The organism is Amycolatopsis echigonensis (assembly GCF_002846615.1).
Lineage (GTDB): Bacteria > Actinomycetota > Actinomycetes > Mycobacteriales > Pseudonocardiaceae > Amycolatopsis > Amycolatopsis echigonensis.
The window spans coordinates 428,914-451,927 of sequence record NZ_PJMY01000003.1; the positions used below are offsets into that span (position 1 = coordinate 428,914).

General features: G+C 70.4%; 17 protein-coding genes. 7 read left to right on the forward strand and 10 right to left on the reverse strand.

The window, feature by feature from the left end:
* Positions 1-24: 24 nt before the first annotated feature.
* The 3 genes from ATK30_RS06485 to kstR form a co-directional block, all read right to left on the reverse strand.
* On the reverse strand, positions 25-1,191 hold the full coding sequence (locus tag ATK30_RS06485) for an SWIM zinc finger family protein (protein ID WP_101434770.1): 1,167 nt from the start codon (positions 1,189-1,191) through the stop codon (positions 25-27).
* A complete protein-coding gene (locus tag ATK30_RS06490; protein ID WP_101434771.1) occupies positions 1,191-3,926 on the reverse strand; it encodes a DEAD/DEAH box helicase in 2,736 nt (911 codons plus the stop codon). The genes ATK30_RS06485 and ATK30_RS06490 overlap by 1 nt, the downstream gene beginning before the upstream one ends.
* Before the next feature lie 248 nt (positions 3,927-4,174).
* Positions 4,175-4,804 carry a cholesterol catabolism transcriptional regulator KstR gene (gene kstR, locus ATK30_RS06495; RefSeq protein ID WP_101434772.1) on the reverse strand — a complete coding sequence of 210 codons (630 nt, stop codon included), beginning with the start codon at positions 4,802-4,804 and terminating at the stop codon, positions 4,175-4,177.
* Between the two features lie 164 nt (positions 4,805-4,968).
* Between kstR and ATK30_RS06500 the strand changes: the two genes are divergently transcribed.
* Complete coding sequence (locus ATK30_RS06500) at positions 4,969-6,969, forward strand: acyl-CoA dehydrogenase family protein (RefSeq protein ID WP_101434773.1); 2,001 nt, start codon at positions 4,969-4,971, stop codon at positions 6,967-6,969.
* A gap of 59 nt (positions 6,970-7,028) precedes the next feature.
* Here ATK30_RS06500 and ATK30_RS06505 read toward each other — a convergent pair whose 3' ends face one another.
* The gene (locus ATK30_RS06505) at positions 7,029-7,865 is read right to left on the reverse strand and encodes an LLM class F420-dependent oxidoreductase (RefSeq protein ID WP_101434774.1); all 837 of its coding nucleotides are present in this window, start codon (positions 7,863-7,865) and stop codon (positions 7,029-7,031) included.
* A 108-nt stretch (positions 7,866-7,973) separates the two neighbouring features.
* Here ATK30_RS06505 and ATK30_RS06510 point away from each other — a divergent pair, with 108 nt between their 5' ends.
* Entirely contained in the window at positions 7,974-8,678 is a 705-nt protein-coding gene (locus ATK30_RS06510) for a class I SAM-dependent methyltransferase (RefSeq protein WP_101434775.1), read from the forward strand.
* 3 nt (positions 8,679-8,681) lie between these two features.
* Here the strand turns inward: ATK30_RS06510 and icmF are convergent, their stop codons facing one another.
* Positions 8,682-11,921, reverse strand: a complete 3,240-nt coding sequence (gene icmF / locus ATK30_RS06515) for a fused isobutyryl-CoA mutase/GTPase IcmF (protein ID WP_101434776.1) — start codon at positions 11,919-11,921, stop codon at positions 8,682-8,684.
* 123 nt (positions 11,922-12,044) lie between these two features.
* Between icmF and ATK30_RS06520 the strand changes: the two genes are divergently transcribed.
* The 3 genes from ATK30_RS06520 (at position 12,045) to ATK30_RS06530 (ending at position 13,428) form a co-directional block, all read left to right on the forward strand.
* The gene (locus ATK30_RS06520; RefSeq protein ID WP_101434777.1) at positions 12,045-12,377 is read left to right on the forward strand and encodes an ArsR/SmtB family transcription factor; all 333 of its coding nucleotides are present in this window, start codon (positions 12,045-12,047) and stop codon (positions 12,375-12,377) included.
* Positions 12,374-12,592, forward strand: a complete 219-nt coding sequence (locus ATK30_RS06525) for an SRPBCC domain-containing protein (RefSeq protein WP_101434778.1) — start codon at positions 12,374-12,376, stop codon at positions 12,590-12,592. The genes ATK30_RS06520 and ATK30_RS06525 overlap by 4 nt, the downstream gene beginning before the upstream one ends.
* Positions 12,593-12,777: 185 nt before the next feature.
* Positions 12,778-13,428, forward strand: coding sequence for a DUF899 domain-containing protein (locus tag ATK30_RS06530; protein ID WP_101434779.1), 651 nt, complete (start codon positions 12,778-12,780; stop codon positions 13,426-13,428).
* A gap of 155 nt (positions 13,429-13,583) precedes the next feature.
* On the opposite strand, the gene ATK30_RS06535 is transcribed toward ATK30_RS06530, so the two are convergent.
* The 4 genes from ATK30_RS06535 to ATK30_RS06550 are packed head-to-tail and all read right to left on the reverse strand — an operon-like array spanning position 13,584 to position 19,554.
* Positions 13,584-14,198 carry a GTP-binding protein gene (locus ATK30_RS06535; protein ID WP_093574469.1) on the reverse strand — a complete coding sequence of 205 codons (615 nt, stop codon included), beginning with the start codon at positions 14,196-14,198 and terminating at the stop codon, positions 13,584-13,586.
* Positions 14,179-14,952 carry a DUF742 domain-containing protein gene (locus ATK30_RS45555; protein WP_183122977.1) on the reverse strand — a complete coding sequence of 258 codons (774 nt, stop codon included), beginning with the start codon at positions 14,950-14,952 and terminating at the stop codon, positions 14,179-14,181. The genes ATK30_RS06535 and ATK30_RS45555 overlap by 20 nt, the downstream gene beginning before the upstream one ends.
* A 7-nt stretch (positions 14,953-14,959) precedes the next feature.
* Positions 14,960-15,412, reverse strand: a complete 453-nt coding sequence (locus tag ATK30_RS06545) for a roadblock/LC7 domain-containing protein (protein ID WP_037809909.1) — start codon at positions 15,410-15,412, stop codon at positions 14,960-14,962.
* The gene (locus ATK30_RS06550; protein WP_167442127.1) at positions 15,409-19,554 is read right to left on the reverse strand and encodes a sensor histidine kinase; all 4,146 of its coding nucleotides are present in this window, start codon (positions 19,552-19,554) and stop codon (positions 15,409-15,411) included. Before ATK30_RS06550 ends, ATK30_RS06545 begins: the two co-directional genes overlap by 4 nt.
* A 992-nt stretch (positions 19,555-20,546) precedes the next feature.
* On the opposite strand from ATK30_RS06550, the gene ATK30_RS06555 reads away from it, so the two are divergent.
* Together ATK30_RS06555 and ATK30_RS06560 are read left to right on the forward strand one after the other, a co-directional pair.
* Entirely contained in the window at positions 20,547-20,987 is a 441-nt protein-coding gene (locus tag ATK30_RS06555; RefSeq protein WP_101434781.1) for a DUF485 domain-containing protein, read from the forward strand.
* A complete protein-coding gene (locus ATK30_RS06560; RefSeq protein WP_101434782.1) occupies positions 20,984-22,585 on the forward strand; it encodes a solute symporter family protein in 1,602 nt (533 codons plus the stop codon). Before ATK30_RS06555 ends, ATK30_RS06560 begins: the two co-directional genes overlap by 4 nt.
* Before the next feature lie 58 nt (positions 22,586-22,643).
* Here ATK30_RS06560 and ATK30_RS06565 read toward each other — a convergent pair whose 3' ends face one another.
* Positions 22,644-22,994 (reverse strand): DUF3817 domain-containing protein, encoded by a 351-nt coding sequence (locus ATK30_RS06565; protein ID WP_101434783.1) that lies wholly within the window; start codon positions 22,992-22,994, stop codon positions 22,644-22,646.
* Positions 22,995-23,014 lie beyond the last annotated feature (20 nt).

The following is a 23,014-nucleotide window of genomic DNA, read 5'->3' on the forward strand; positions in this document are numbered from 1 at the left end:
CGCAACGACACGGACCGTCTCGTTTCAGCTCGTGCTGGCGTCCTCCGCGGGATAGGCGAGATCGACCGGCTGCTCAGCCGGAGGCCCGTCCGGCCACCATTGCCCCGCGACGCGCACGAAGCGGTACCACCGGCTGTCCCGTCCGTACCGCAGCTGCACCGGCCCGACTGTCACCCGGTTGCGCCATACCTTCACCTCCCCCGGCAATTCCGCCAGTTCCGCGCGCGCCACCGCCAACGGGCCGGGACCGGGATTCCACACGTCCCGCAGCGCCGCCAGCCCGTTCCGGCCCGCTTCCCGCCAGGCCTGCGCCGACACGATCAGCTCCGACGGCGCGACCTCCGCGGCGGCGGCCAGCCCGAACACGTCCGCACCCGGCCGGGCGGCGCGGCGGGCCAGGTCCTCGGCGAAAGTCAAGTCCGCCAAGGCATCTCGCGTCTGCAGCAGGTCGAGGGCGAGCGACGCGGCATCGGCCGCCAGTGCGGCGAGGGCAGCGGACGTCAGGCCGGAGCGGGCGGGCGGATCGAGGTCGAGCACCGCGGGCGGACCGGGCTCGCCGGGGACGGCGGGCAACGGCGGCAGCGGCGCGATCCGCCGCGAGTACGCCTTTTTCGGCGTCAGGCCGACCTCCGGCGCGCGAGCCGGCCGAGCGGCGCTGGGGGTCCGCAATTCGCGCAGCTGAGCCAAAACCTCGTCCCGGCCCCGGCCGCGCAGGGTGAACAGGACGAACGGATCGGCGTCCACCTCGTCGGCGACCAGGTAGTACACCGCCGCCACGTGCTTGCAGGGATTCGCGCTGTCCGGGCAGGAACACCGCGGCCGCAGATCGCCGGGACCGGGCAGCAAATCGGCCCCGGCCTCGCGCGACTGGACGGCCAGTTCCTCCGGCAGCTCGCCGTCGAGCAACGCGGCGGCGTGCCCGAGCCGGCGACCGGCGACGTCGAGCAGCTTCTCCCACTCCTCCGCACTGAACTGGCGCATCCGGATGGCGACGCGGTACGGATCCGGGCGGCTTCCGCGCACCCACGCGGTGATCTCGCCCGCGCTGATCGCCAGCTGGTCCACGACGCCCTTGCGCGCGTACGTCCGCCCGCGCGGCAGCCGGTTCGGGTCCAGTTTGGCGCGCTGCTCCAGCGCTTCCACCCACGCCCGGCCCCACCACCGCTGCCCGAACGTCCGCCGCGGCGGCATCAGCCGCTCCCGAGCCGGACGAGGTCGGCGAGCTGGTCGTCGGACAGTTCGGTGATCCAGTCCTCCCCCGCCCCGACGACCGCGTCGGCCAGCCCGCGCTTGGTTTCCAGCACCGCGGCGACGCGTTCCTCCAGCGTGCCCTCCGCGATCAGCCGGTGCACCTGCACCGGCCGGTCCTGGCCGATCCGGTACGCGCGGTCGGTGGCCTGGTCCTCCACCGCCGGGTTCCACCAGCGGTCGTAGTGGATCACGTGGGTGGCCTGGGTGAGGTTGAGCCCGACCCCGCCCGCCTTCAGCGACAACAGGAACACCGGCACCTCGCCGGACTGGAACGCGGCCACCATCTCGTCGCGCTGCTTCGGCCCGGCTTCTCCGGACAGCAGCGCGGTGGGTAACCCGCGTTCGGCGAGCCGCCGCTCCAGCAACCGGCACAGCCGCACGTACTGGCTGAACACCAGCACGCTCTCGCCCTCGTCGAGGATGACGTCCAGCAGTTCCTCGAACGCGGCGAGCTTCCCCGACCGTCCGGTCAGCACCCCGGCGCTTTCCTTGAGGTAGTGCGCCGGATGGTTGCAGATCTGCTTGAGTTCGGTGAGCAGCTTCAGCACCTGGCCGCGCCGCTGCACCCCTTGCGCCTCCCGGATTTGCGCGAGGTTCTCCCGGACCACCGCCTCGTACAACGTGGTCTGCTCAGCGGTGAGCGGAACGTACCGGTCGGTCTCGGTTTTGCGGGGCAATTCCGGCGCGATGTCCGGGTCGGTTTTGCGGCGGCGCAACAGAAACGGCCGGACCGTCGCGGCGAGCCTTCCGGTGACCGTCTCGTCCCGATCCCGTTCGATCGGCCGCGCGACGGTGCGGCGGAACTTCTCCAGCGGGCCAAGCAGCCCCGGCGTGGTCCAGTCGAGCAGCGACCACAGTTCGGTGAGCCGGTTCTCCACGGGCGTGCCGGTAAGTGCCACGCGGGCCGCCGCGGGCACCTGCCGCAGTTCCTTCGCCGTGGCGGACAACGGGTTCTTGACGTGCTGCGCCTCGTCCGCGGCGACCATGCCCCAGTCCACTTCGGACAGCAGCTCCCGGTCTCGGCGCAGCACCCCGTACGTGGCCAGCACGACCTCGTCCGGGGCCAGGTCGTCGAGGTGCCGTCCGCCGCCGTGGAACCGGCGCACGGGCACGTCGGGGGCGAACTTGCCGAACTCCCGTTCCCAGTTGCCCAGCAACGACGTCGGGCACAGCACGAGCGTCGGCCCCGCTGCCCGCGCGCGTCGATGCAGGTGCAGGGCGATGAGCTGGATTGTCTTGCCCAGCCCCATATCGTCGGCGAGGCAGGCGCCAAGTCCGAGTTCGGTCATCGCGACAAGCCAGCCCAGCCCGGCACGTTGATACGGACGCAGGGTGGCGGTGAGTCCTTCCGGTTCCGCGACGGGCGCGGGCTCCCGTTGCCGCAGGCGTTCGGCAAGCCCGGACAACGCCGGTTGGGGCGCGAACTCGACTCGTTCGCCGTCGACCTCCAGTTCGCCGGTGAGAGCCGCGGCCAACGCTTCGGCTCCGGTGAGCCGCGACCGCCGTGCCCGCATCCGCGCCAGCAGAGCGGGATCGAGCTTCACCCACTGGCCGCGCAGCCGGACCAGCGGACGTTTGGCCTCGGCGAGCGCCGCTACCTCCTCGTCGGTGAGTTCGCTGCCGCCGAGGCTGAGCCGCCAGCGGAATTCCAGCAGGCCGTTGAGCGGGAACGCGGGACCGGATTCGCTCGCCGGGGACTGCGTGACGCTCGCCTTCGCCCGCACCTCTCCGGAGAAAAGATCCTTGGGCCAGAGGACTTCGATGCCCGCGCCGCCCAGGTCGCGGGCACCGGTGCCCAGCAGGTCGACGACCTCGTCGTCGGACAGCGGGAGCGTGGTGGGCGCCGGTTCGGACAGGACCCGGCCCAGCGGCGGCCAGGCTCGGGCGCCTCGCCGCAGGCCGAGCAGAAGCTGCGTTTCCACCTGGTCGCCCAGCCGGTGCAAGACCGCTTCGGGAGCGTCCCAGAGAGTGGCCGCTTCGACCACCGGGCTCGGTTCGAGAGTGGAGCGGACGGCCAGGACTCCGGAGAATTCCTCGTCGGTCGCTTCGATCCGCAGGAGCAGCTGCGCGCCGTCCGGGCGGCGGGCTTCCAACTCGGTGAGCCAGGCCGCGCCGTCCGGATCCAGCAGCGTGGGCTGAGATTCCGCGAACGCCGCTCCCCCGGATCCGACCGCCGCCGCCGGACTGCGCACCAGCACGTCCGCCGCCGCGTCCCACACCGCGCGAACCAGCGATTCCGGCGAGTGCAGCCGGATCCGCTTGACGCCGGACAGCGGCAGTGCGTGCGCTTCCGGCGGCAACGCGGCCGCGAGCCCGCGCAGGAGTTCTTCGTCGGCCGCGTCGAGCGGACCCGCTCGCCAGGTGCCCAGCCCGCTCGGGGTGGCAGCCGGACGCAACCGCCCGCGCGCCACGAGATTCACCCCGGCGTTGACCACCGCCGACCACGCCGCCAGCGCCGGACTGGTTTCGTCCGGCACGACGAGCAGCCGCGGGATGGCCTGCGCCAGCGGCACGAGCCGCGCCACCACCTCGGTGCGGGCGAATTTCCCGCCGCCGGGCAGGACGAGCTGGATCGGGGTGTCCCCCTCGATCTCGTCGCCCCACAGCGCCAGGACTCCCTCTCGCGGGGGATCCGAGGGGAGGTAGGTGGCTTGGGTGGTCTGGTCGAACTCCACCCACGCACGGTAACGGGTGGGGCCGACAATTCTGCTCGTCGCCTGGCGGCGACATTGCCGTGAATGGTGCGTAGGGCACCCCGAAGCTGGATTGTGCTGACGGTCTGGGGGTGCTTGTCAAGGCGGGAAAGATGCCTTGACAAGCACCCCCAGACCGCAGGGAGGCTTCGTATCGGGGTGCGGGGGTGGGGCTGGGTGCCTCGATGGTTGGGTGCAGCGGTTGCGGTTTGCGGGTGGGGCGTGGACGGCTACTTGTCCAGGAGCAGGTGGACGGAGAGCTCCAGGCGGCTGGCCACGTCCGCCGCCGACGCGCGCCGGGTCACCCACGCGACCAGGTTCGCCATCCACACGTCGGCCACCACGTGGAAGATGTCGCGGTCCGCCTCGGTGGGGTCCTCGATGCCCATCGCGCTCGCGAACATGTCCTCCATCAGCCGGCCGACCAGCTCGACCTCGGCGGCCGCGGACGTGTCGGCGAACATGAACGCGCGCACCATCGCCTCGGTGAGGTGCGGATCGCGTTGCATCAGGCGGGTGTTGCGGCCCAGCACGAACATCAGGCGTTCGGCGGGGGTCTCGCCGGGGATCGCGCTGCGCTGGATCTTCTCGTGCGCGGCCTCGAACTGCTGCGCCAGGCCCGACACGAGCAGGTGGATCTTCGACGGGAAATACCGGTACAGCGTGCCCAGCGCGACGTCGGCCTTCTCGGCGACCGCGCGCATCTGCACCGCGTCGTAGCCGCCCTTGGAGGCCAGCGCGAGCGTCGCGTCGATGATGCGGCGGCGGCGGTCCCGCTGGGCCGCGGAGCCCAGTTCCTCGCCCATCGCGCCGAGGCCGTTCGCCCGCGTTTTCGCCGGCGTCTTCGCCTTCCCCGGCATGCCATTCCCCTCCGTCGCCACGCAAGCAGCCTTGCGGAACTCGTTCCAGTTTCCGACTTAGCGTACCTGCCCTGAAGAAAGGTTCAACTCTCGACCGCCTGGCGGAAAAACTGCAACACGTTCTACACTCGCGAGTAGCTCTGTACCCCGCGAGGAGGAGACCGATGCCGGTCGCGCTCACCGAGGAACAATCCGCGCTCGCCGCCGCCGTGCGGGACTGGGCGGCGGCGCACGATCCCGTCGGCGCGGTGCGCGCGGCCGAAGCTACCGGTGCCAGCCTGCCGGAGGGGTTCACCGCGCTCGGCCTCACTGGCATCGCGCTGCCGGCGTCGGTGAACGGCGCGGACGGGACTGTCGCGGATCTCGCGGCCGGGCTCGCCGCCGCGGCGGAAGCGCTGGTGCCGGGGCCGCTGCTGAGCACCGCGCTGGCCGGGCTGTTGCTCGCGGAGCATTCGAAGGAACTCGCCGCCGAGATCGCCGACGGCACCGCGCAGGTCGCGGTGCAGTTGGAGGAATCGGCGACCGTGCCCGGCGCGTACGCCGAGTCGTGGCTGCTTGTGCCGCGCGGCGAACAGTACGTCTTGGTCCCGCCCGGGGAGGCGGTGGAACCGTTGGCCCCCTTCGACTTTTCCCGGCCGCTGGCGCGCGTGAAGGCCGACGTGCCGGGCGAGGTCCTGGACCTGCCGGACGTCCGCGATCTCGCGGCGACGCTCGCGGTCGCGGAAGCGGCGGGCGTGGCGCGCTGGTGCCTGACGACGGCGGTCGAGTACGCCAAGGTCCGCGAGCAATTCGGGCAGGTGATCGGCGCTTTCCAGGCGGTGAAACACCTCTGCGCGGAGATGCTGTGCCGCACCGAAGCGGCCGAGGCATTGGCGTGGGACGCGGCTTCGGCGGTCGGCGATCCGCTGGCTGTCGCGAGCGCTGCGGCGGTGGCGTTGGACGCTGCCGTCGAGAACGCGAAGGACTGCATCCAGGTACTCGGCGGAATCGGGTTCACCTGGGAGCACGAAGCGCACCTGTATCTGCGACGCGCGTTGGCGTTGCGGCAGTGGCTCGGCGGTTCTCAGCGCTGGCGGAAGCGAGCCGCGAACCTGGCGCTGGCCGGGAAGCGGCGGACACTCGGCGTCGAGGTCGGCGAGGACGCCGAGGTGACGCGGCGGGTCGCGGAAATCGCTGCGCTGCCGGAAGAAAACCGCCGCACCGCACTCGCGGACTCGGGATTGCTGGCCCCGCATTGGCCCCAGCCCTACGGCCTGGGCGCGGACGCGGCGACGCAGCTGCGGATCGACGCCGCGTTGGCAGCGGCGGACATCCGGCGGCCGGACCTGGTGATCGGCGGCTGGGCGGTGCCGACGATTCTCGCGCACGGCACCGACGACCAGCGCGAACGTTTCGCCAAGCCGACCCTTCGCGGCGAGGTGACGTGGTGTCAGCTGTTCAGCGAACCCGGTGCCGGCTCGGATCTGGCGTCGCTGCGCACCGTCGCGCGCCGGACGGACGGCGGCTGGCTGCTGACCGGGCAGAAGGTGTGGACGTCGCTCGCCCACGAAGCGGATTGGGCGATCTGTCTCGCTCGCACCGACCCGGAGGCGCCCAAGCACAAGGGAATCACATACTTCCTGGTCGACATGCGCGCGGCCGGAATCACGACGCGGCCGCTGCGCGAGATCACCGGGCGGAGCGTCTTCAACGAGGTCTTCCTGGACGACGTGTTCGTTCCGGACGCCGATGTCGTCGGCGAACCCGGCGCGGGCTGGAAGCTCGCGCGCACGACACTGGCGAACGAACGCGTCGCACTGGGCCGCGGCTCGGCGGTGGGCGAGACCGTGGAGGCACTGCTGGAATCCGCGCCCGCGGACGTGGATCGCGACCGGCTCGGCGCGTTGATCGGACAAGGCAGCGCGTGCTCGGTACTCGACCTGCGGGCCACCCTGCGGCGGCTGGACGGCCTCGGGCCGGGCGCGGAATCGTCGGTGGCGAAGCTGCTCGGGGTACGGCATCGGCAGGAAACGGCCGAGTTCGCCCTCGATCTCGAGCCGGAATTAGTCGCGGAAACCCCGGCGGCACAAGAGTTCCTGCTGACCCGGTGCCTGTCCATCGCGGGCGGCACCACGCAAGTCCTGCTGTCCGCCGCCGCCGAACGCGTGCTCGGCCTCCCCCGCTGAAGGTCCGTGAAGGGCTCCTTGGGGGAATCTGATTCCCTCAAGGAGCCCTTCACGGCGCGTCACTCGGCTCGGAAAGCGGCGGCGAGACGGGCGTATTCGTCCAGCAGCTCCAGCGTTTCCGCCTCCGGCAGCGTCGGCAGCATGAACCCGTACTGGTTCAGCCCGGCGTCGGCGTACTGCTTGATCGCGTCCGCGTCGGCCGGTCCGCCGAAGAGCTGCGACGGCATGTCCGCGCGCCCCGCTTCGGCCAGCCGCTGCCGCACCCGGCGCACCTCGTCCGGCGTCACCGCGGGGTTCGGGATCCAGCCGTCGCCGTGCTCGATCAGCCGCTTCAGCGCCGCGTCGCTCGCGCCGCCGACGTAAATCGGCGGATGCGGCGTCTGCACCGGCTTCGGCCACGCGAAGAACGGGTCGAAGTCCAGGTGCTTGCCGTGGAACTCGGCCTGCTCCTGCGTCCAGATCTCCTTCAGCACCTGGATCTGCTCGTTCAATAGCCCGCCGCGGGTCTTCGGATCGGTGCCGTGGTTGACCATTTCCTCCCGGTTCCAGCCGGCTCCGACGCCGAAGACGACCCGCCCGCGCGACACGAGGTCGAGCGACGCCACCTCCTTGGCGGTGTGGATGACGTCGCGCTGGATCAGCAGCGCGACACCGGTGCCCAGCACCAGGTTGGAAGTGTTCACCGCGGCCGCGGTCAGCGCCACGAACGGATCGAGGGTGCGGTAGTAGACCCGCGGCAGTTCGCCTCCGCTGGGGTACGGCGTTTCGCGGCTCGCCGGGATGTGCGAGTGCTCCGCGAGGAAGAGCGACGCGAACCCGCGCTCCTCCGCTGCCTCGCCCAGCACGTCGGGCCGGATGCCTTCGTCGGTCACGAACGTCGAGATCCCGAAATCCATGTCTCCTTCTACTCCGCGGATCGGGCAGGTATTCCCGCGGGCTGTTGACAGATCACCCGTCCCGTCCGCTAGCGTTAAATCATCACCCGTTGAATAGGGAGGCTCCGGATGGACGTGACGGACGTCGACTTCGAGGAGATGTACCAAGGCAAGACCCCGATCGGCGAGAAGGTCCCGTGGGACATCGACGGCCCGCAGCCCGCGGTGGTCGCGCTCGAAGCGGACGGCGGATTCCACGGCGAAGTGCTCGACATCGGGTGCGGCTTCGGCGAAAACGCGATGTACCTCGCGTCTCGCGGACACCGGGTAACCGGCCTCGACGGTGCGCCGACCGCGCTCGCACGGGCCCGCGAAACCGCCGCGAAGCGCGGCCTGGACGTCACCTTCGACCAGGCCGACGCAACCCGGCTCGAAGGGTACGAAGGCCGCTTCGACTCAGTGTTGGACAGCGCGCTCTACCACTGCCTCGACGAAGAGCAGCGGCACGCGTATGTGGCCGCGCTCGTGCGCGCGACCAAGCCCGGCGCGCGGCTGAACATCTTCTGCTTCTCCGAGAAGGTACCGGCGAACTTCCCGGTGCCATACCGGATCACCGAGCAGAATCTGCGCGAAACGGTCGGCAACGGCTGGACGATCAGCGTGCTCGAACCCGCCGTCTACACCACCGCGATGAGCCGCGAGGGCCTCATCGCCGCGGTCTCCGCCGTCTCCCCGGACGAGAAACCGGACCCGGCCTCGCTCGACTCGCTGGACGTCGACGAGCAGGGCCGGGTCCTCGTCCCGATGTGGCGGCTGGCCGCCGACCGGGCGTGACGGTCAGACGTTGCGCCGGTACTGGCCGCCGACCTCGAAGAACGCCTCGGTGATCTGACCGAGCGAGCACACCCGCGCGGCATCCATCAGCACGTCGAACAGGTTGCCGCCGCGGGTGGCCGCGTCGCGCAGCGCCTTCAGCGCCTGCTGGGCCTCCTCGCGGTGCCCCTGCTGGAAATCGGCGAGCCTGCGCAGCTGCGACTGCTTCTCGTCCTCGGTCGCGCGGGCCAGCTCCACCTCGACGTCGTCCTCCCCCGCCTTCGGGTTGCGGAACGTGTTGACGCCGACGATCGGCAGCGAGCCGTCGTGCTTCTTGCGTTCGTACAGCAGCGATTCGTCCTGGATCCGGCCGCGCTGGTAACCGGTCTCCATCGCGCCGAGCACGCCGCCGCGTTCGGAGATCCGGTCGAACTCCGTGAGCACGGCCTCCTCGACCAGGTCGGTCAGCTCGTCGATGATGAACGAGCCCTGCAGCGGGTTCTCGTTCTTCGACAGGCCCCATTCCTTGTTGATGATCATCTGGATGGCCATCGCGCGGCGCACCGACGATTCGCTCGGCGTGGTGATCGCCTCGTCGAACGCGTTGGTGTGCAAGGAGTTCGCGTTGTCGTACAGCGCGCACAGCGCCTGCAGCGTGGTGCGGATGTCGTTGAAGCTCATCTCCTGCGCGTGCAGCGAACGGCCGGAGGTCTGCACGTGGTACTTGAGCTTCTGCGACCGGTCGTTCGCGCCGTACCGCTCGCGCATCGCCACGGCCCAGATCCGCCGCGCGACCCGGCCGAGCACCGAGTACTCCGCGTCCATCCCGTTGGAGAAGAAGAACGACAGGTTCGGCGCGAAATCGTCGATGTCCATGCCGCGCGCCAGGTACGACTCCACGTAGGTGAACCCGTTGGCGAGCGTGAAGGCCAGCTGCGAGATCGGGTTCGCCCCGGCCTCCGCGATGTGGTAGCCGGAGATCGACACCGAGTAGAAGTTGCGCACCCCGTGCTCGATGAACCACTCCTGGATGTCCGCCATCATCCGGAGGCTGAACTCGGTCGAGAAGATGCAGGTGTTCTGGCCCTGGTCTTCCTTGAGGATGTCCGCCTGCACGGTGCCGCGGACGTTGCGCAGCGTCCACTCGCGCAGTTCGGCGGCCTCGGTCTCGGACGGCTCGCGTCCGTGCTCCTCGCGGAACGCGGCGAACTTCTGGTCGATCGCGGTATTCAGGAAGAACGCGAGGATCGTCGGGGCGGGGCCGTTGATCGTCATCGACACCGAGGTGTTCGGCGCGGTCAGGTCGAAACCGTCGTAGAGCGCCTTCATGTCGTCCAGCGTCGCGATGGAGACACCCGAGGTGCCGACCTTGCCGTAGATGTCCGGGCGGGTGTCCGGGTCGTGGCCGTAGAGCGTGACCGAGTCGAACGCCGTCGACAGCCGCTTGGCCTCGGAATCGGCGGACAGCAGCTTGAACCGGCGGTTGGTGCGGAACGCGTCGCCCTCGCCGGCGAACATCCGCGCCGGGTCCTCGCCCTCGCGTTTGAACGGGAACACGCCCGCGGTGTACGGGAAGTAGCCGGGCAGGTTTTCCCGGCGCAGGAAGGAAAGCAGCTCGCCGGACTCGGTGTAGCGCGGCAACGCGACGCGCGGGATCCGGTTGCCGGACAGGGTTTCCCGCCACAGCTGGGTGCGCAGCTCCTTGTCCCGGATCTTCACTACCAGCTCGTCCTGCCGGTAGTCCGCGGCGAGCGCCCTGAACCGCTCGAGGAGCTTGGTCGTCTCGCCGTCCACATCGGACTCCGCGGCGGCGAGCAGCCCGTCCAGCGCGTCGGTGTTCGCGTCCGCTTCGGCCAGCGCGGCCTTGGCCGCGGCCAGATGCTCGCGCTTGCGGACCGCGGCGACCTGCTTCTCGGTCTGCTCGTGGTACCCGCGCACCGTCTCGGAAATCTCCGCGAGGTAGCGCGCCCGGTTGCCCGGGATGATCGTGCTGGCGTCCGTCGAGACCTTGCCCGACACCGCCGGCAGCGTACCGGCCGACACCGACAGCCCGCGGTCGGCGAGCATGTCGCGCAGGTGCTGGTACAACGCGGTCACGCCGTCGTCGTTGAACTTCGCCGCGCTCGTGCCGTACACCGGCATGTCCTCCGGCGCGGAGCCGAATGCCTCGCGGTTGCGCACCAACTGGCGCGCTACGTCACGACGCGCGTCCTCGGCGCCGCGGCGCTCGAACTTGTTGATCGCGACCACGTCGGCGAAGTCGAGCATGTCGATCTTCTCCAGCTGCGACGCGGCGCCGAACTCCGGCGTCATCACGTACAGCGATTCGTCCACGTAGTCGACGATGCCCGCGTCGCCCTGGCCGATGCCCGGCGTCTCCACGATCACCAGGTCGTACCCGGCCGCCTTGCACGCCAGGATCGATTCCTTGAGCCCGGCCGGGATTTCGCCGCTGGTGGTGCGGGTGGCGAGCGAACGGAAGTACACCGGCGAGCCGTCGAGGCAGTTCATCCGGATCCGGTCGCCGAGCAGCGCGCCGCCGCCCTTGCGCCGCGACGGGTCCACCGCGAGCACGGCGATGCGCAGCTTGTCTTCCTGGTCGAGGCGGAAGCGGCGGATGAGCTCGTCGGTCAGCGACGATTTGCCGGAACCGCCGGTGCCGGTGATGCCGAGAACCGGCACCCGCCGCTTTTCGGCGGCCTCGGTGATCGCCGACAGCCATTCGGCAGGCAGGTTTTCGCGCTGCAGCTGGGTGATCACCCGCGCGAGCGCCGGCACCTCGCCGGACAGCAGCTTGTCGACCGAGGCGGGCGGCTGTGCGGACAGGTCGCTGTCGCAGGCCTTGATCATCATGTTGATCATGCCCGGCAGGCCCATCTCGTAGCCGTCTTCCGGCGAGAAGATCCGCGCCACGCCGCGCGAATGCAGCAGGTCGATCTCCTCGCGCACGATGACGCCGCCCCCGCCGCCGAACACCTTGATGTGCCCCGCGCCGCGCTCGTTCAGCAGCTCCACGAGGTAGCTGAAGTACTCGACGTGGCCGCCCTGGTAGGCGGAGATGGCGACGCCCTGCACGTCCTCGGCGATCGCGGCGGTGGCCACCTCGTCGACCGAACGGTTGTGGCCGAGGTGCACCACCTCCGCACCCTGGGACTGCAGGATCCTGCGCATGATGTTGATCGAGGCGTCGTGGCCGTCGAACAGGCTGGATGCCGTGACGAACCGGACCGGGTTCGCGGGACGGTACAGGTCGCTGGCGCTCATCCTCTCAATTTACTAGGACTTCCTACTATTGGAAACCGGAGCCCTGAGTGACCCGGCTCTCAAGAGTTGACATCCGAGCTATATTCAACCGATTAGTTAATTAACCTATGAGTTGAGTACTGGATGCCGACAGATCCGCTGAGCACCACCTTCGCCGCGCTGGCGGACCCGACCCGGCGCGCGATCCTCGCCCGTCTCGCCCGTGGCGAGGCCACCGTCAACGAGCTGGCCGCGCCGTTCGAGGTGAGCCTGCAGGCGGTGTCGAAGCATTTGAAGGTGCTGGAACAGGCCGGGCTGATCAGCCGGGGCCGCACCAGGCAATGGCGGCCCTGCCGGCTGGAAGCCGGACCGCTGGCGGACGTCGCCGGCTGGGTCGCGGAGTACCGGCGGTTCTGGGAGTCCGGATTCGACCGCTTGGACGAACACCTGCGGCAGGTGCAGGAGGGAGCCGAATGACCGAGCTGACCATCGTGCGGGTCTTCGACGCACCGCGGGAACTGGTGTTCCAGGCCTGGACCGACCCGGCGCACCTGGCCGCCTGGTTCGGCCCGCACGGTTTCGTCGCGTCCGAAACCAGCACGGCCCCGCGCCCCGGCGGCGCCTGGCACAGCCGGATCACCCCAGGCGACTACACCGCGGGATCGCGTCGGCGTCTGGACGGAGCGGTGTGACCGGCCCCGGCCGGGTGCGCCGCTTCGTCCAGACGCCGACTTGAAGGCGATCCCGCCCGCGACGGCGGAGCCGGCGCCGAAGACACCGGAGCCGGTGCCGAAGACACCGAAGCCGAGCGCGACGGCCACATCGACGGCTGGCAGTCCGGTTTCGAAGATCTCGACCGCATTCTGGAGGCAATGAAATGACCATCGCACTCCCCCGCGTTGTCTCGGCCGAAGAATGGACCGCTGCGCGCGAAGCCTTGCTGCGCAAGGAAAAGGAGCACACCCGAGCGGGCGACCGGCTCGCGGCCGAGCGCCGCCGAATGCCGATGGTGCAGTACTCGAAGCGGTACGAATTCACTGGCCCGGGCGGCACCCACAGCCTGCTGGACCTCTTCGAGGGCCGCCGTCAGCTGATCGTCTACCACTTCATGCTGCACCCCGGCGACAAAGCCGGATGCCCAGGCTGTTCCTTGCTGGTGGACAACATGGCCCACCCCGCGCATCTGCACGCACGCGACGTCACGCTCAAGGTCGTAGCGCCCGCGACAGCGCCGGAGATCGAGCGCTACTGGAACCGGATGGGCTGGACAATCCCCTGGGTTTCCGCGGCAGGCACGGATTTCCCAGCCGACTGCGGAATCGACGGCGGTTTCGGCGTGAGCGTGTTCCTCCGCGACGGCGACGACGTCTACCGCACCTACTTCACCGACGGCCGCGGCGGAGACCAGTTCGTGTCGACCCTGCGGTACCTGGACGTAACCCCGCTCGGACGCCAGGAAGCGTGGGAAGAAGAATCCCGCGGCACCGACGCCCCCAGCAGCTGGTGGCGCCGCCACGACGAGTACTGAAACTCCCCCGCCAACCCAACCCCGGCTAAGCCGCCCGACCGCGGGATCGCGTCGGCGTCTGAGGGGCAGTGCGCACGACCCCCAGGCCGGGTGCACTGCCCCTCAGACGCCGACTTAAAGGCGATCCCGCACGCGACGGCGGAGCCGGCGCCATGTCACTGGTGCGCCTTCGCTGCCCGCAAGGCGATCCACTGCCGCATCGCGTACTCGACCAGCGTGATCAGCGTCTGCTTGGTCGATTCCCGCTCGCGCGCGTCGCACCGGACGATCGGAATGCTCGAATCGATCGACAGCGCCTCGCGTACGTCGTTGATGTCGTGCTCCAGCACGCCGTCGAACGTGTTGACGCCGACGATGTAGGGCAGGCCGCGGTCCTCGAAGAAGTCGATCGGCGCGAACGAGTCCGCGAGCCGCCGGGTGTCGGCGAGCACGACCGCTCCGATGGCGCCGCGCACCAGGTCGTCCCACATGAACCAGAACCGCTGCTGGCCGGGCGTGCCGAACAGGTAGAGGATCAGGTCCGCGTCGAGCGAGACGCGGCCGAAGTCCATGGCGACCGTGGTGGTCGTCTTGTACGGGGTCTGGTCGAGGTTGTCGATGCCGCGGCTGGCGTCGGTCATCATCGCCTCGGTGGTGAGCGGAACGATTTCCGACACCGAACCCACGAAGGTCGTCTTGCCCGCTCCGAAGCCGCCCGCCACCACGATCTTCGCCGATGTCATGGTCGGGGGCGCGGTTTCCCGCGGTGCCTTAAAGCCGACGGAGTCCACTCAAAACCCTTTCCATCAACATCAAGTGTGCTTCGGCGCCGTCCTGGCCCGAGATCGTCCGGTGCACGGTGACGAGACCGGCGTCGGCCGCGTCGCTGATCAGCACGCGCGCCACCCCCAGCGGCACCGACAGCACCGCGGCGATCTCCGCCACCGAACGCGGGGTCCGGCAGGCTTCCATGATCGAGATGCTCTCGATCTGCTCCGCCGCCGCCTGGGGGAAGCCCCCCGCGGCGACATGGTCCTTGGTGGAGATCAAAGTCTCCAGTTCGAGCGCGTAGTTCGCCCGGGTGCGCCCGCCGGTGAGAGCGTACGGGCGCACGATCGACGTCTCCTCGGCCGGGTCCACCCGATCGTGGCGCTCGGGCCGGACAATCGCCGACGGCATCGAGAATTCCCCGCTCGGCGGTCCCGGGTCGAAGAGCCCGCCTGGTCTGGGGCCGTCGGAGTCCGTACTGCCCGGTGGAGAGACGAGAGAGGTCACACCATCTCCTTGGTCGGCCGGCGGCACGGGTGCCGCCGGCGGGTCCGCTGCCGCGTGCGCTCCCGCGGCGGGCGGCGCTGGGGACTGGGATTCCTTCTTTTCTTTGCCGCTCTTCTTCCGTTTTCTGCGCGAGCGGCCCGAATCCAGGCTGAACCCGTTGAGGACGTCGGCGAACGTGCCGTCGTCCCCGGCGGCGGCGGGCTTGTCCCCGCGCGGGGGTTCGCCGCCGGTACCGGGCTCTTCGCCGAACAATCCGGACCCCTGGCTCATCGCGCCATCATCCCACCGGTTCGCCGATCAGCGAGCCCCCGGCGCCCTGCAGCTGCGCGCGCAGCTCGGGGGTCAGGATCTGGCCGACGCGGTCGACGAGCATCGTCATCTCGTAGGCCACCTGCCCGATGTCGCAGTTGGGCGCGGCGAGGATCGCCAGGCAGGAGCCGTCGCTGATGGACATCAGCACCATGATGCCGAGTTCCATCTCGACGACAGTCTCGCGCACCGAGCCCGCCTCGAAACAGCGCGCGGCACCCTGGGTGAGGCTGACCAGTCCGGACGCCACGGCGGCGAGCTGGTCGGCACGGTCGAGCGGCAGCCGGTTGGAGGCCGTCAGCAGAAGACCGTCGGCGGACACGACGACCGCGTGCGCGACGCCGGGGACGCGGTCGGCGAAGTCGTTCACCAGCCAGCCGAACTGGTTCTGCTGCGGCTGGGCCGCATTCGGCGAGGTCATTCACCCTCCAATGTTTCGTGGTTCTTCTCAGCGGCCTGCGCGGTGCGGTGCCTGCCGCGCTGGATCCCCTGCTGGAAACTGCTCAGGCGACCGCGCACGTCGTGCGCATCGCGGGACGGACGGGGGCTCGCCGACCCGGCAGGCGGCGGTGCGCTGCCGGGAAGAAGCTGTTCGCCTCGGCGGCGCCGAGGCAATCCTGCCGAAGTGAACGAAGCGGGTGTCGACTGGGACACCGACTGGACGGTCCGCCACTCTTCGTCGGAACCGAAGTTCCATTCCGTGGCGCCTTCGGCAGGAGTCGTGGAGGGGCTTGCCGAGCCGTCTGAACCGGTCGGCGCGGCCGGGGTCCGCGGGGCGTCCTGTCCCGCGGAGGATTCCCGCGACGGAGCCTGTCCCGGCACCAGCGGCTGACCCCACAACCCGGTCTGTCCCGACGTCCCGGACTGGCCCGGGGTGTTCTGGCCGGGCACCCGGGTCTGGCCCAGTCCCTCGTCCGAAGCCGGAGCCTGGTCCGCCGTCGTGCTGGACTGCTCGGCGTTCTCCGTCGGACGCCCCGGCGCGGCGGCCGGCGTCTGCGCGGCGCGCCACGTCGTCAGCGGCGAAGCCGTGCCCGAGTTCTCGGCGGGCGCCGAAGCCTGTCCGTTCTCCGAAGCCGGGCTGTCCGTCTTCTCCGGCGCCGCGGTCTGGCCGTTGGCCGAAGCCTGTGCCGCCTGCGACGCGGGAGTCTGTCCCGTTCCGGAGACCGCGGCTTCGAGCCCGGCCACGGCCGCCGGGACCTGGTTCGGGTCGGCGGTCGGCGGGGCGGGCGGGAGGCTGCTCGCGCCCTTGCGTCGGGTCGGCAGGCTTTCCGGCTTCTCCGGCCGGACGGTCCGATCCGGTTGCGGCGCGGGCAGTTCCGTGCGCGCGGCGGGCTCCTGGCGCGGCCAGCCGCCGTCCGGGTCGAACGCCGGAGGGACGGCCGGGACGGGAGCCGTCTCGCCGGCCGATTTCGCGTCCGCGGGCCGTTCGCCGAATCCGGCGGGCGCGTCCGTCGCGCCGGAACCGGACTGGCCGCCGAACGGAGTGGCCGAACCCGGGGAGCGCTGCGGCATCCCGCCGGGACGGTTCTGCTCCGCCGGAACGCCGAACGCACCCGCGACCGTCTGCCGCCGCCGGATCGCCGCGTCGTGGGCGCGAGCCCGCTCGGGCGACGGCGTCGTCGTGGCGCTCGAGGTGTCCGCGGCACTCGAATCCCCTGTGGCAGCAGGGGTTTCCGGCGTGGCAGCGGTGCCGCGGACCTCCTGCCGGCCGCGCGTGACGCCGCGCTGGAAGCTGTTCAGCCGGCCCCGCACGTCCGCCGGGTCGCGGACCGGGAGGTCGCTTCCCTGCGTTTCGGCCGCGGTGGCCGCCGGTTCCGGCGTGGCGCTGCCCGGCATGAGCTGTTCGCCGCGGCGGCGCCGGGGCAGGCCCGACTTGGTGAACGCGGTCGGCTCCACTTGGGACAGTGCCTGCACTGTCCGCCAGTTTTCGTCGCTCGCGAAATCCCAGTTGCGCTGCTGCTGTTCGGAGTCCGCTTCCGGTTCGGCCGCGGCCTTGCCCGACGCGGCGGACGAGGGCTGCGCCGGCGAACGGAACCAGGCCGACAGCATCTCGTCGAAGATCGGCGTGTTCTCGATCGTCGTCTCGGCCGCGGACGGCGGCGGGACCTCGGGCACCTGCTGCGCGGCCTGGTTCCACCAGTCGCTCAGCGTCGTCGCGTTGGCCGCGGAGAAAAGGTCCTTGCCCGAGGGCAGTTCGCCGTCGCGCTCGTCGCGGCTTTCCGCGGCCGGCTCGGGTTCGGGCTCCGGACGCGGCGGCGGGACGTCGACCGACTGCGGCAGCTTCGGCGCGGGCGGCCGCGGGGCGGGCGTGTCGTCGTCGCGCGGGATCGGGCTGAACAGCGCGGTGCCCGACACCTCGAGGTCGGACGGCGGACGCGCGACCTGGTCCCCGGAGAAGCCGGCGAGGTCGCCCGCCGACGGCCACCGCTGCGTCTCCTCGGACTTGCTGCCCTGCTGCGGAACGAGACCCGGCACGGCCGACCCGTTGGCCGGACGCTGGCGCCGCGGCAGTCCGCCGGGCGCGACGGGCGGGGCGGCGACGCTCGCCTGGGGGCCGGGCAGCTGACCGGGCTCCGACCGGTCGCCCGGCGTCGTGGCCAGACCGGTCATCACCAGCTCCGGCGGCACCACCACGGTGGCCCGCACGCCGACGATGTCCTTGCCGCCGTGCAGCGAAACGCCGATGCGGTGGCGGCCGGCGAGGCGGCCGACCACGAACAGGCCCATCCGGCGCGAGGTCGCGAGGTCGACCGAGCCCGAGTCGGTGAGGCGGCCGTTGGCCTCCACCACCTCGTACTCGTTCATGCCGATGCCCTTGTCGAGGATGTCGACGTTGAGCGAACCGTCCTCGGCGAGCCGCGTCGCGACCGTGACCTGGGTTTCCGGCGCGGAGAACGCGGTCGCGTTGTCCAGCAGTTCCGCGATGAGCCGCTGGACGTCGCTCGCGGCGAACCCGACGATCTTCACGTCGGGCGGGTGCTGCACCGAAACCCGTTGGTACTGCTCGATTTCCGACACCGCGGCGCGCAGCACGTCGCGCGTGGCGACCGGCTGCCCGGAACGACGGCCCGGCTCGGCGCCGGAGAGGACCATCAGGTTCTCGTTGTTGCGCCGCATCCGGGTGGCGAGGTGGTCGAGCTGGAACAGCGTGGCCAGCTGGTCGGCGTCTTCCTCGTCGCGCTCCAGCCGCTCGATGAGCTGCAGCTGCCGCTGCACGAGGCTCTGGCTGCGCCGCGACAGGTTGACGAACACGCTCGAGTAGCCGGCGCGCATGGCGGCCTGCTCGGTCGCCAGCCGCAGGGCCTGGCTGTGCACCTTCTCGAACGCCCGCGCGACCTCGCCGACCTCGTCCTGCACCTGGAGCGGCACCGGTTCGACCTCGACGCTCTGCGCCCGGCCCTCCTGGATGTTGCGGACCGCCTCGGGCAGGTCCTTCTCCGCGACTTCGAGCGCGCTGCGCCGCAGGATCTTCAGCGAGCGCAGCAGCTGACGGGAGATGACGAACACGACCGCGGCGGCCGCGGCGAGCGCCGCGAACAGCAGCACCGCCAGCAGGCCCGCGCTGCTGCCGGCGTCTTCGACCAGCGAGGACGACGCCGCGGTGAGGTCGGCGCTCATCCGGCCGGAGACCTCGGTCAGCTGCGCGGTCACCGCGTTCGAGGCGTTGGCCCACTCCTGCGGCGGGATCCGCTTGAGCGCGTCGTCGGAGGAGACGCCCTGTCCGCCGAGCACGGTGCCGAGCATCCGCTTGCGGTCGTAGGAGGTGTCCGGCTTGAGCGTGCTCTCGAGGTCGAGACGCTGCGGCGCGGTGGCTGCCGCGTTGAAGTCGGCGAGGCGGTCGTCGAAACGCAGTTCCGCGTCGCGCACGTCGCTCAGCTGCTGCGGGGTGAGCGTGCCCGCCGAAATGCCGTAGGCGACCAGCGACTGGGTCACCGACGCCTGTTCCTTGGCCGCTTCGAGGTCGTGCAGCGCGCTCGGGGTGCTGCCGAGCGCGTCGGCGCTCGCGCCCGCCGACACCGCGGTGTCGGCGCCGATCAGCGCGCTGGTGACGGCGTTGTAGTCGCCGGCGGCCTCGGCCGCGTTCAGCAGGCCGGCCCCGACCTGCTGGCGGATCACCGCGATCTCGTTGACCTGGGCGGTCGCCGAGTTCACCGCGCCGGACACGCTCGAGCCGTCGGCCCCGACCCGGGCGGCCGCCTCGGTGAACGGCGCGACCGCGGCGTCAGTGGCCGCGCGGGCCGCCTTCAGTTCCGGGGTGACGCCCGAGGTACCCGCGATGAGCTGGGTGGCGGTCTGGGTGCGTTCGCGCTGCAGCCCGTCGATGAGCGCGCGCAGCTGGGTGCTCAGCGCGACGAGCCGGTCGATCCGCTGGTAGTCGCTCGACCGCGAGACCTGGCCCGAGATGGCGGTGATGCCGAGGACGAGCGCGAGCACGATGGGAACGAGCGTGACCGCGGACAGCTTGACCGGCAGGCTCCAGTCCCGCCAGCGCAACGCCGCCCGCCAGCCCGACGACCAGCGCGACCGCTTGGGCGGGCGGCCGAGCAGCTTCTCCACAGGCACTTGGCCTTCTCCTGCAACGGTCACGAAAGTGACTCCCTGTCCGGCGTCGTGGCGGCCCGTCGGCGGTGCCCTCGGCTCTCCGTGCTCCCGGTGCGCTCAGCGTTCCCGGCGCGGAGTCCCGCGGTCCGCCTGCCCGCGCGTCCGACCGGAGGCGGGCACGACCGGGCTGATCCGGCACCGGTCCGGGAGACGATCGGCTTCCCGGGACTATGCACGTGCACGGCGCAACTTGCGGACTGCACGGCGGTGGTCGAGATCAACTTGTCTGCGCCTATCGATCGCTGCGGGCGGCTGGGGCCAAAGAATCGTACACCAATCGCCGCCCGAGTTATTGCGTTCCGCATCGGGGTGCTGACCTGGGAAAATAGTCGGACCGCGCGAACTCGGAGCCGCGGATTCGGCAAGGAACGCCCGGCGCGGGAATTCCGGTTACCCGCCGCTCTCGGCCTCGGCATCCGGCGGTCACCCGATTAGCCCACACAGGGTAAGCAACACCCTCGATAGGACTACGCTCCGTGCCCCCATCGGGTGGGTGCGGCCGGAAGTTGAACCCGATGTTGTGGAGATGCAGCGACGCGCCGCCCGACCCGGTGATTTTTGCCAGCCTCCCTTCCCTGCCTGGGAATCCCCGCCCGGCCGGCGACCTGCCCGCGGAAGCGGAGCGGCCGCCCCGCCCGGCGGCTACGACCGGTCACCGTAGTGGATCATGACCGGCCCGTCACTCCGCCGTCTGCCGCAACCCGAACCGGACCCGGCAACTCCCCGTGACATCGGTGCTCACTATTCCGAGTGATCGGCCTGTGATCTGCGCGGACGCGCCGTTTCGCGCTATTTCCCGGGCGAAAAGGAATTTCCGGTGCCCGCGCGAACCGGCTTTTTCCGCGTTCCGGCGGCGTCGTTACTATGGCCGCCTCCCAGTCCGCAAGGGCGATCCGGGCGCTTTCTCGAACGATGCCCGCCGCCATCCACCGCGCAAGTTGCCGGAGGCAGCCATGCACAACGTCGCGCGCACCACCGGACCGGCCGTGTCGGCCGAGGACACCGGCCAGATGCCCGCGCTGTTCGACCGCGAAGGAGGCGACGCCGCCCCGCGCGGCAGGCGCCGCAAGCCCGGCCCGGACTACGAGCAGATCCAGCGCAGCCCCCAGTTCCGCTCGCTGCGCAGCCGCTTCCGCCGGTTCGTGTTCCCGATGAGCATCGGGTTCTTCGTCTGGTACCTCGCCTACGTCGTGCTCGCCGCCTACGCGGGCGAGTTCATGAGCACGCCGGTCTTCGGCCTGGTCAACGTCGGCATGCTGCTCGGCCTCGGCCAGTTCGTCACCACCGCGGCCATCACCGCGCTGTACGTCCGCTTCGCCGACCGCGAGATGGACCCGCGCGCCGCCGAAATCCGCGCGCAGGCCGCCGCTGTCCCGGAAGGAACCCGTCAGTGACTACCGCTTGGCTCGCCGAAGGAGCTTCGACGAGCAATCCCTTGATCAACACCGGGGTGTTCGCGCTGTTCGTCGCGATCACCCTCTACGTGGTCTACCGCGCCGGCAACCGCCGATCGTCCACGTCGGGCTACTACACCGCCGACAGCGCCTTCACCGGAAGGCAGAACGGCGTCGCGCTGTCCGGCGACTTCCTGTCCGCGGCCTCGTTCCTCGGCATCGCCGGCGCGATCGCGATCAACGGCTACGACGGTTTCCTCTACTCCATCGGCTTCCTCGTCGCGTGGCTCGTCGACCTGCTGCTGCTCGCCGAACTGCTGCGCAACACCGGCCGGTTCACGATGGGCGACGTGCTCAGCTTCCGGATGAAGCAGCGTCCGGTGCGCGCCGCGTCGGCCACGTCGACGCTGGTGATCTCCTTCTTCTACATGCTCGCGCAGATGGCCGGCGCGGGCGGCCTGGTCGCGCTGCTGCTGGACGTCCACTCCAAGTGGGGACAGGCACTGGTGATCACCGTCGTGGGGCTGGTGATGATCTCGTACGTGCTGCTCGGCGGCATGAAGGGCACCACGTGGGTGCAGATCATCAAGGCCACCATCCTGCTCACCGCGGCCTCGCTGATCACGGTGTTCCTGATGGGCAAGTACGGCTTCAACTTCTCGAGCCTGCTGCGCGCGGCCGCCGACCGCAGCCACATGGGCAAGGACCTGCTGTCCCCCGGCGGCTCCTACGGCAAGAACGGGACCACGAAACTCGACTTCGTGTCGCTGTCGCTGGCCCTGGTGCTCGGCGTCGCCTCGCTGCCGCACGTGCTGATGCGCTTCTACACCGTGCCGAACGCCCGCGAGGCGCGCCGCTCGGTGGTGTGGGCGACCGCGTGCATGTTCGTGTTCTACCTGTGCACGCTGGTGATCGGCTTCGGCGCGGCGGCGATCGTCGGCCCGGACGAGATCAAGGCCGCGCCCGGCGGCGAGAACTCGGCCGCGCCGCTGCTGGCCCTGCACGTGGGCGGGACGGTGCTGCTGGGCATCATCTCGGCGGTCGCGTTCGCGACGATCCTCGCCGTGGTGGCCGGGCTGACGCTGACGGCGTCCGCCTCCTTCGCGCACGACGTCTACGCGAACGTCCTGAAGCGCGGCAAGGCGGAGCCGGAGGACGAGGTCCGCGTCGCCCGGCTGACCGCGGTCGTGATCGGCGTGTTCGCCATCGTCGGCGGCATCCTCGCCAACGGGCAGAACATCGCGTTCCTCGTGGCGCTCGCGCTCGCGGTGGCGGCGTCGGCGAACCTGTCGACCCTGCTGTACTCGCTGTTCTGGAAACGGTTCAACACCACCGGGACGCTGTGGAGCATCTACGGCGGGCTGATCGCCTGCGTCGTGCTGGTGCTGTTCTCGCCGGTGGTGTCGGGCGCCTCGGATTCGATCTTCCCGAGCGTCGACTTCCACTGGTTCCCGCTGAAGAACCCAGGCCTGGTGTCGATCCCGGTGTCGTTCCTGTGCGGCGCGATCGGCACGTTCGTCGGCCGCTCGAAGGGCGACCCGGCCAAGCACGCGGAGATGGAGGTCCGGTCGCTGACCGGCGTCGGCTTCGGCTCCTGATCCTGGCAGTAAAAAAAACCGCGGCGCCGGACTTCCGGCGCCGCGGTTTTTTTACTGCTCAGAAGATGTCGCGCCCGGCCTGCACGCGGTGCGTCACCCGGCGCTCGACGACGAACGACACGAACGGGACGCACCCGGCCAGCAGCACCAGGACGGTGCTCTTGATCGACCAGCGGGCCTTGATCGCGAGGTCGATGGTGAGCACCAGGTAGATCATGTAGAGCACGCCGTGGATCGGCGAGTACACCTGGGCGGGCGTGGCGTTGCCGAAGCCGTACTCGATGATCATGGTGGCGCACAGGGCGAGCAGGCCGACACCGGTCACGTACGCGCTGGCCCGGAACCGGGTCAGCGAGCCGGTCACCTTCGACTGGCGAGCCGGGGCGGCACCGTCGGTGCTGGTCGTCATGGGAGCGTCCTCACTTCCGC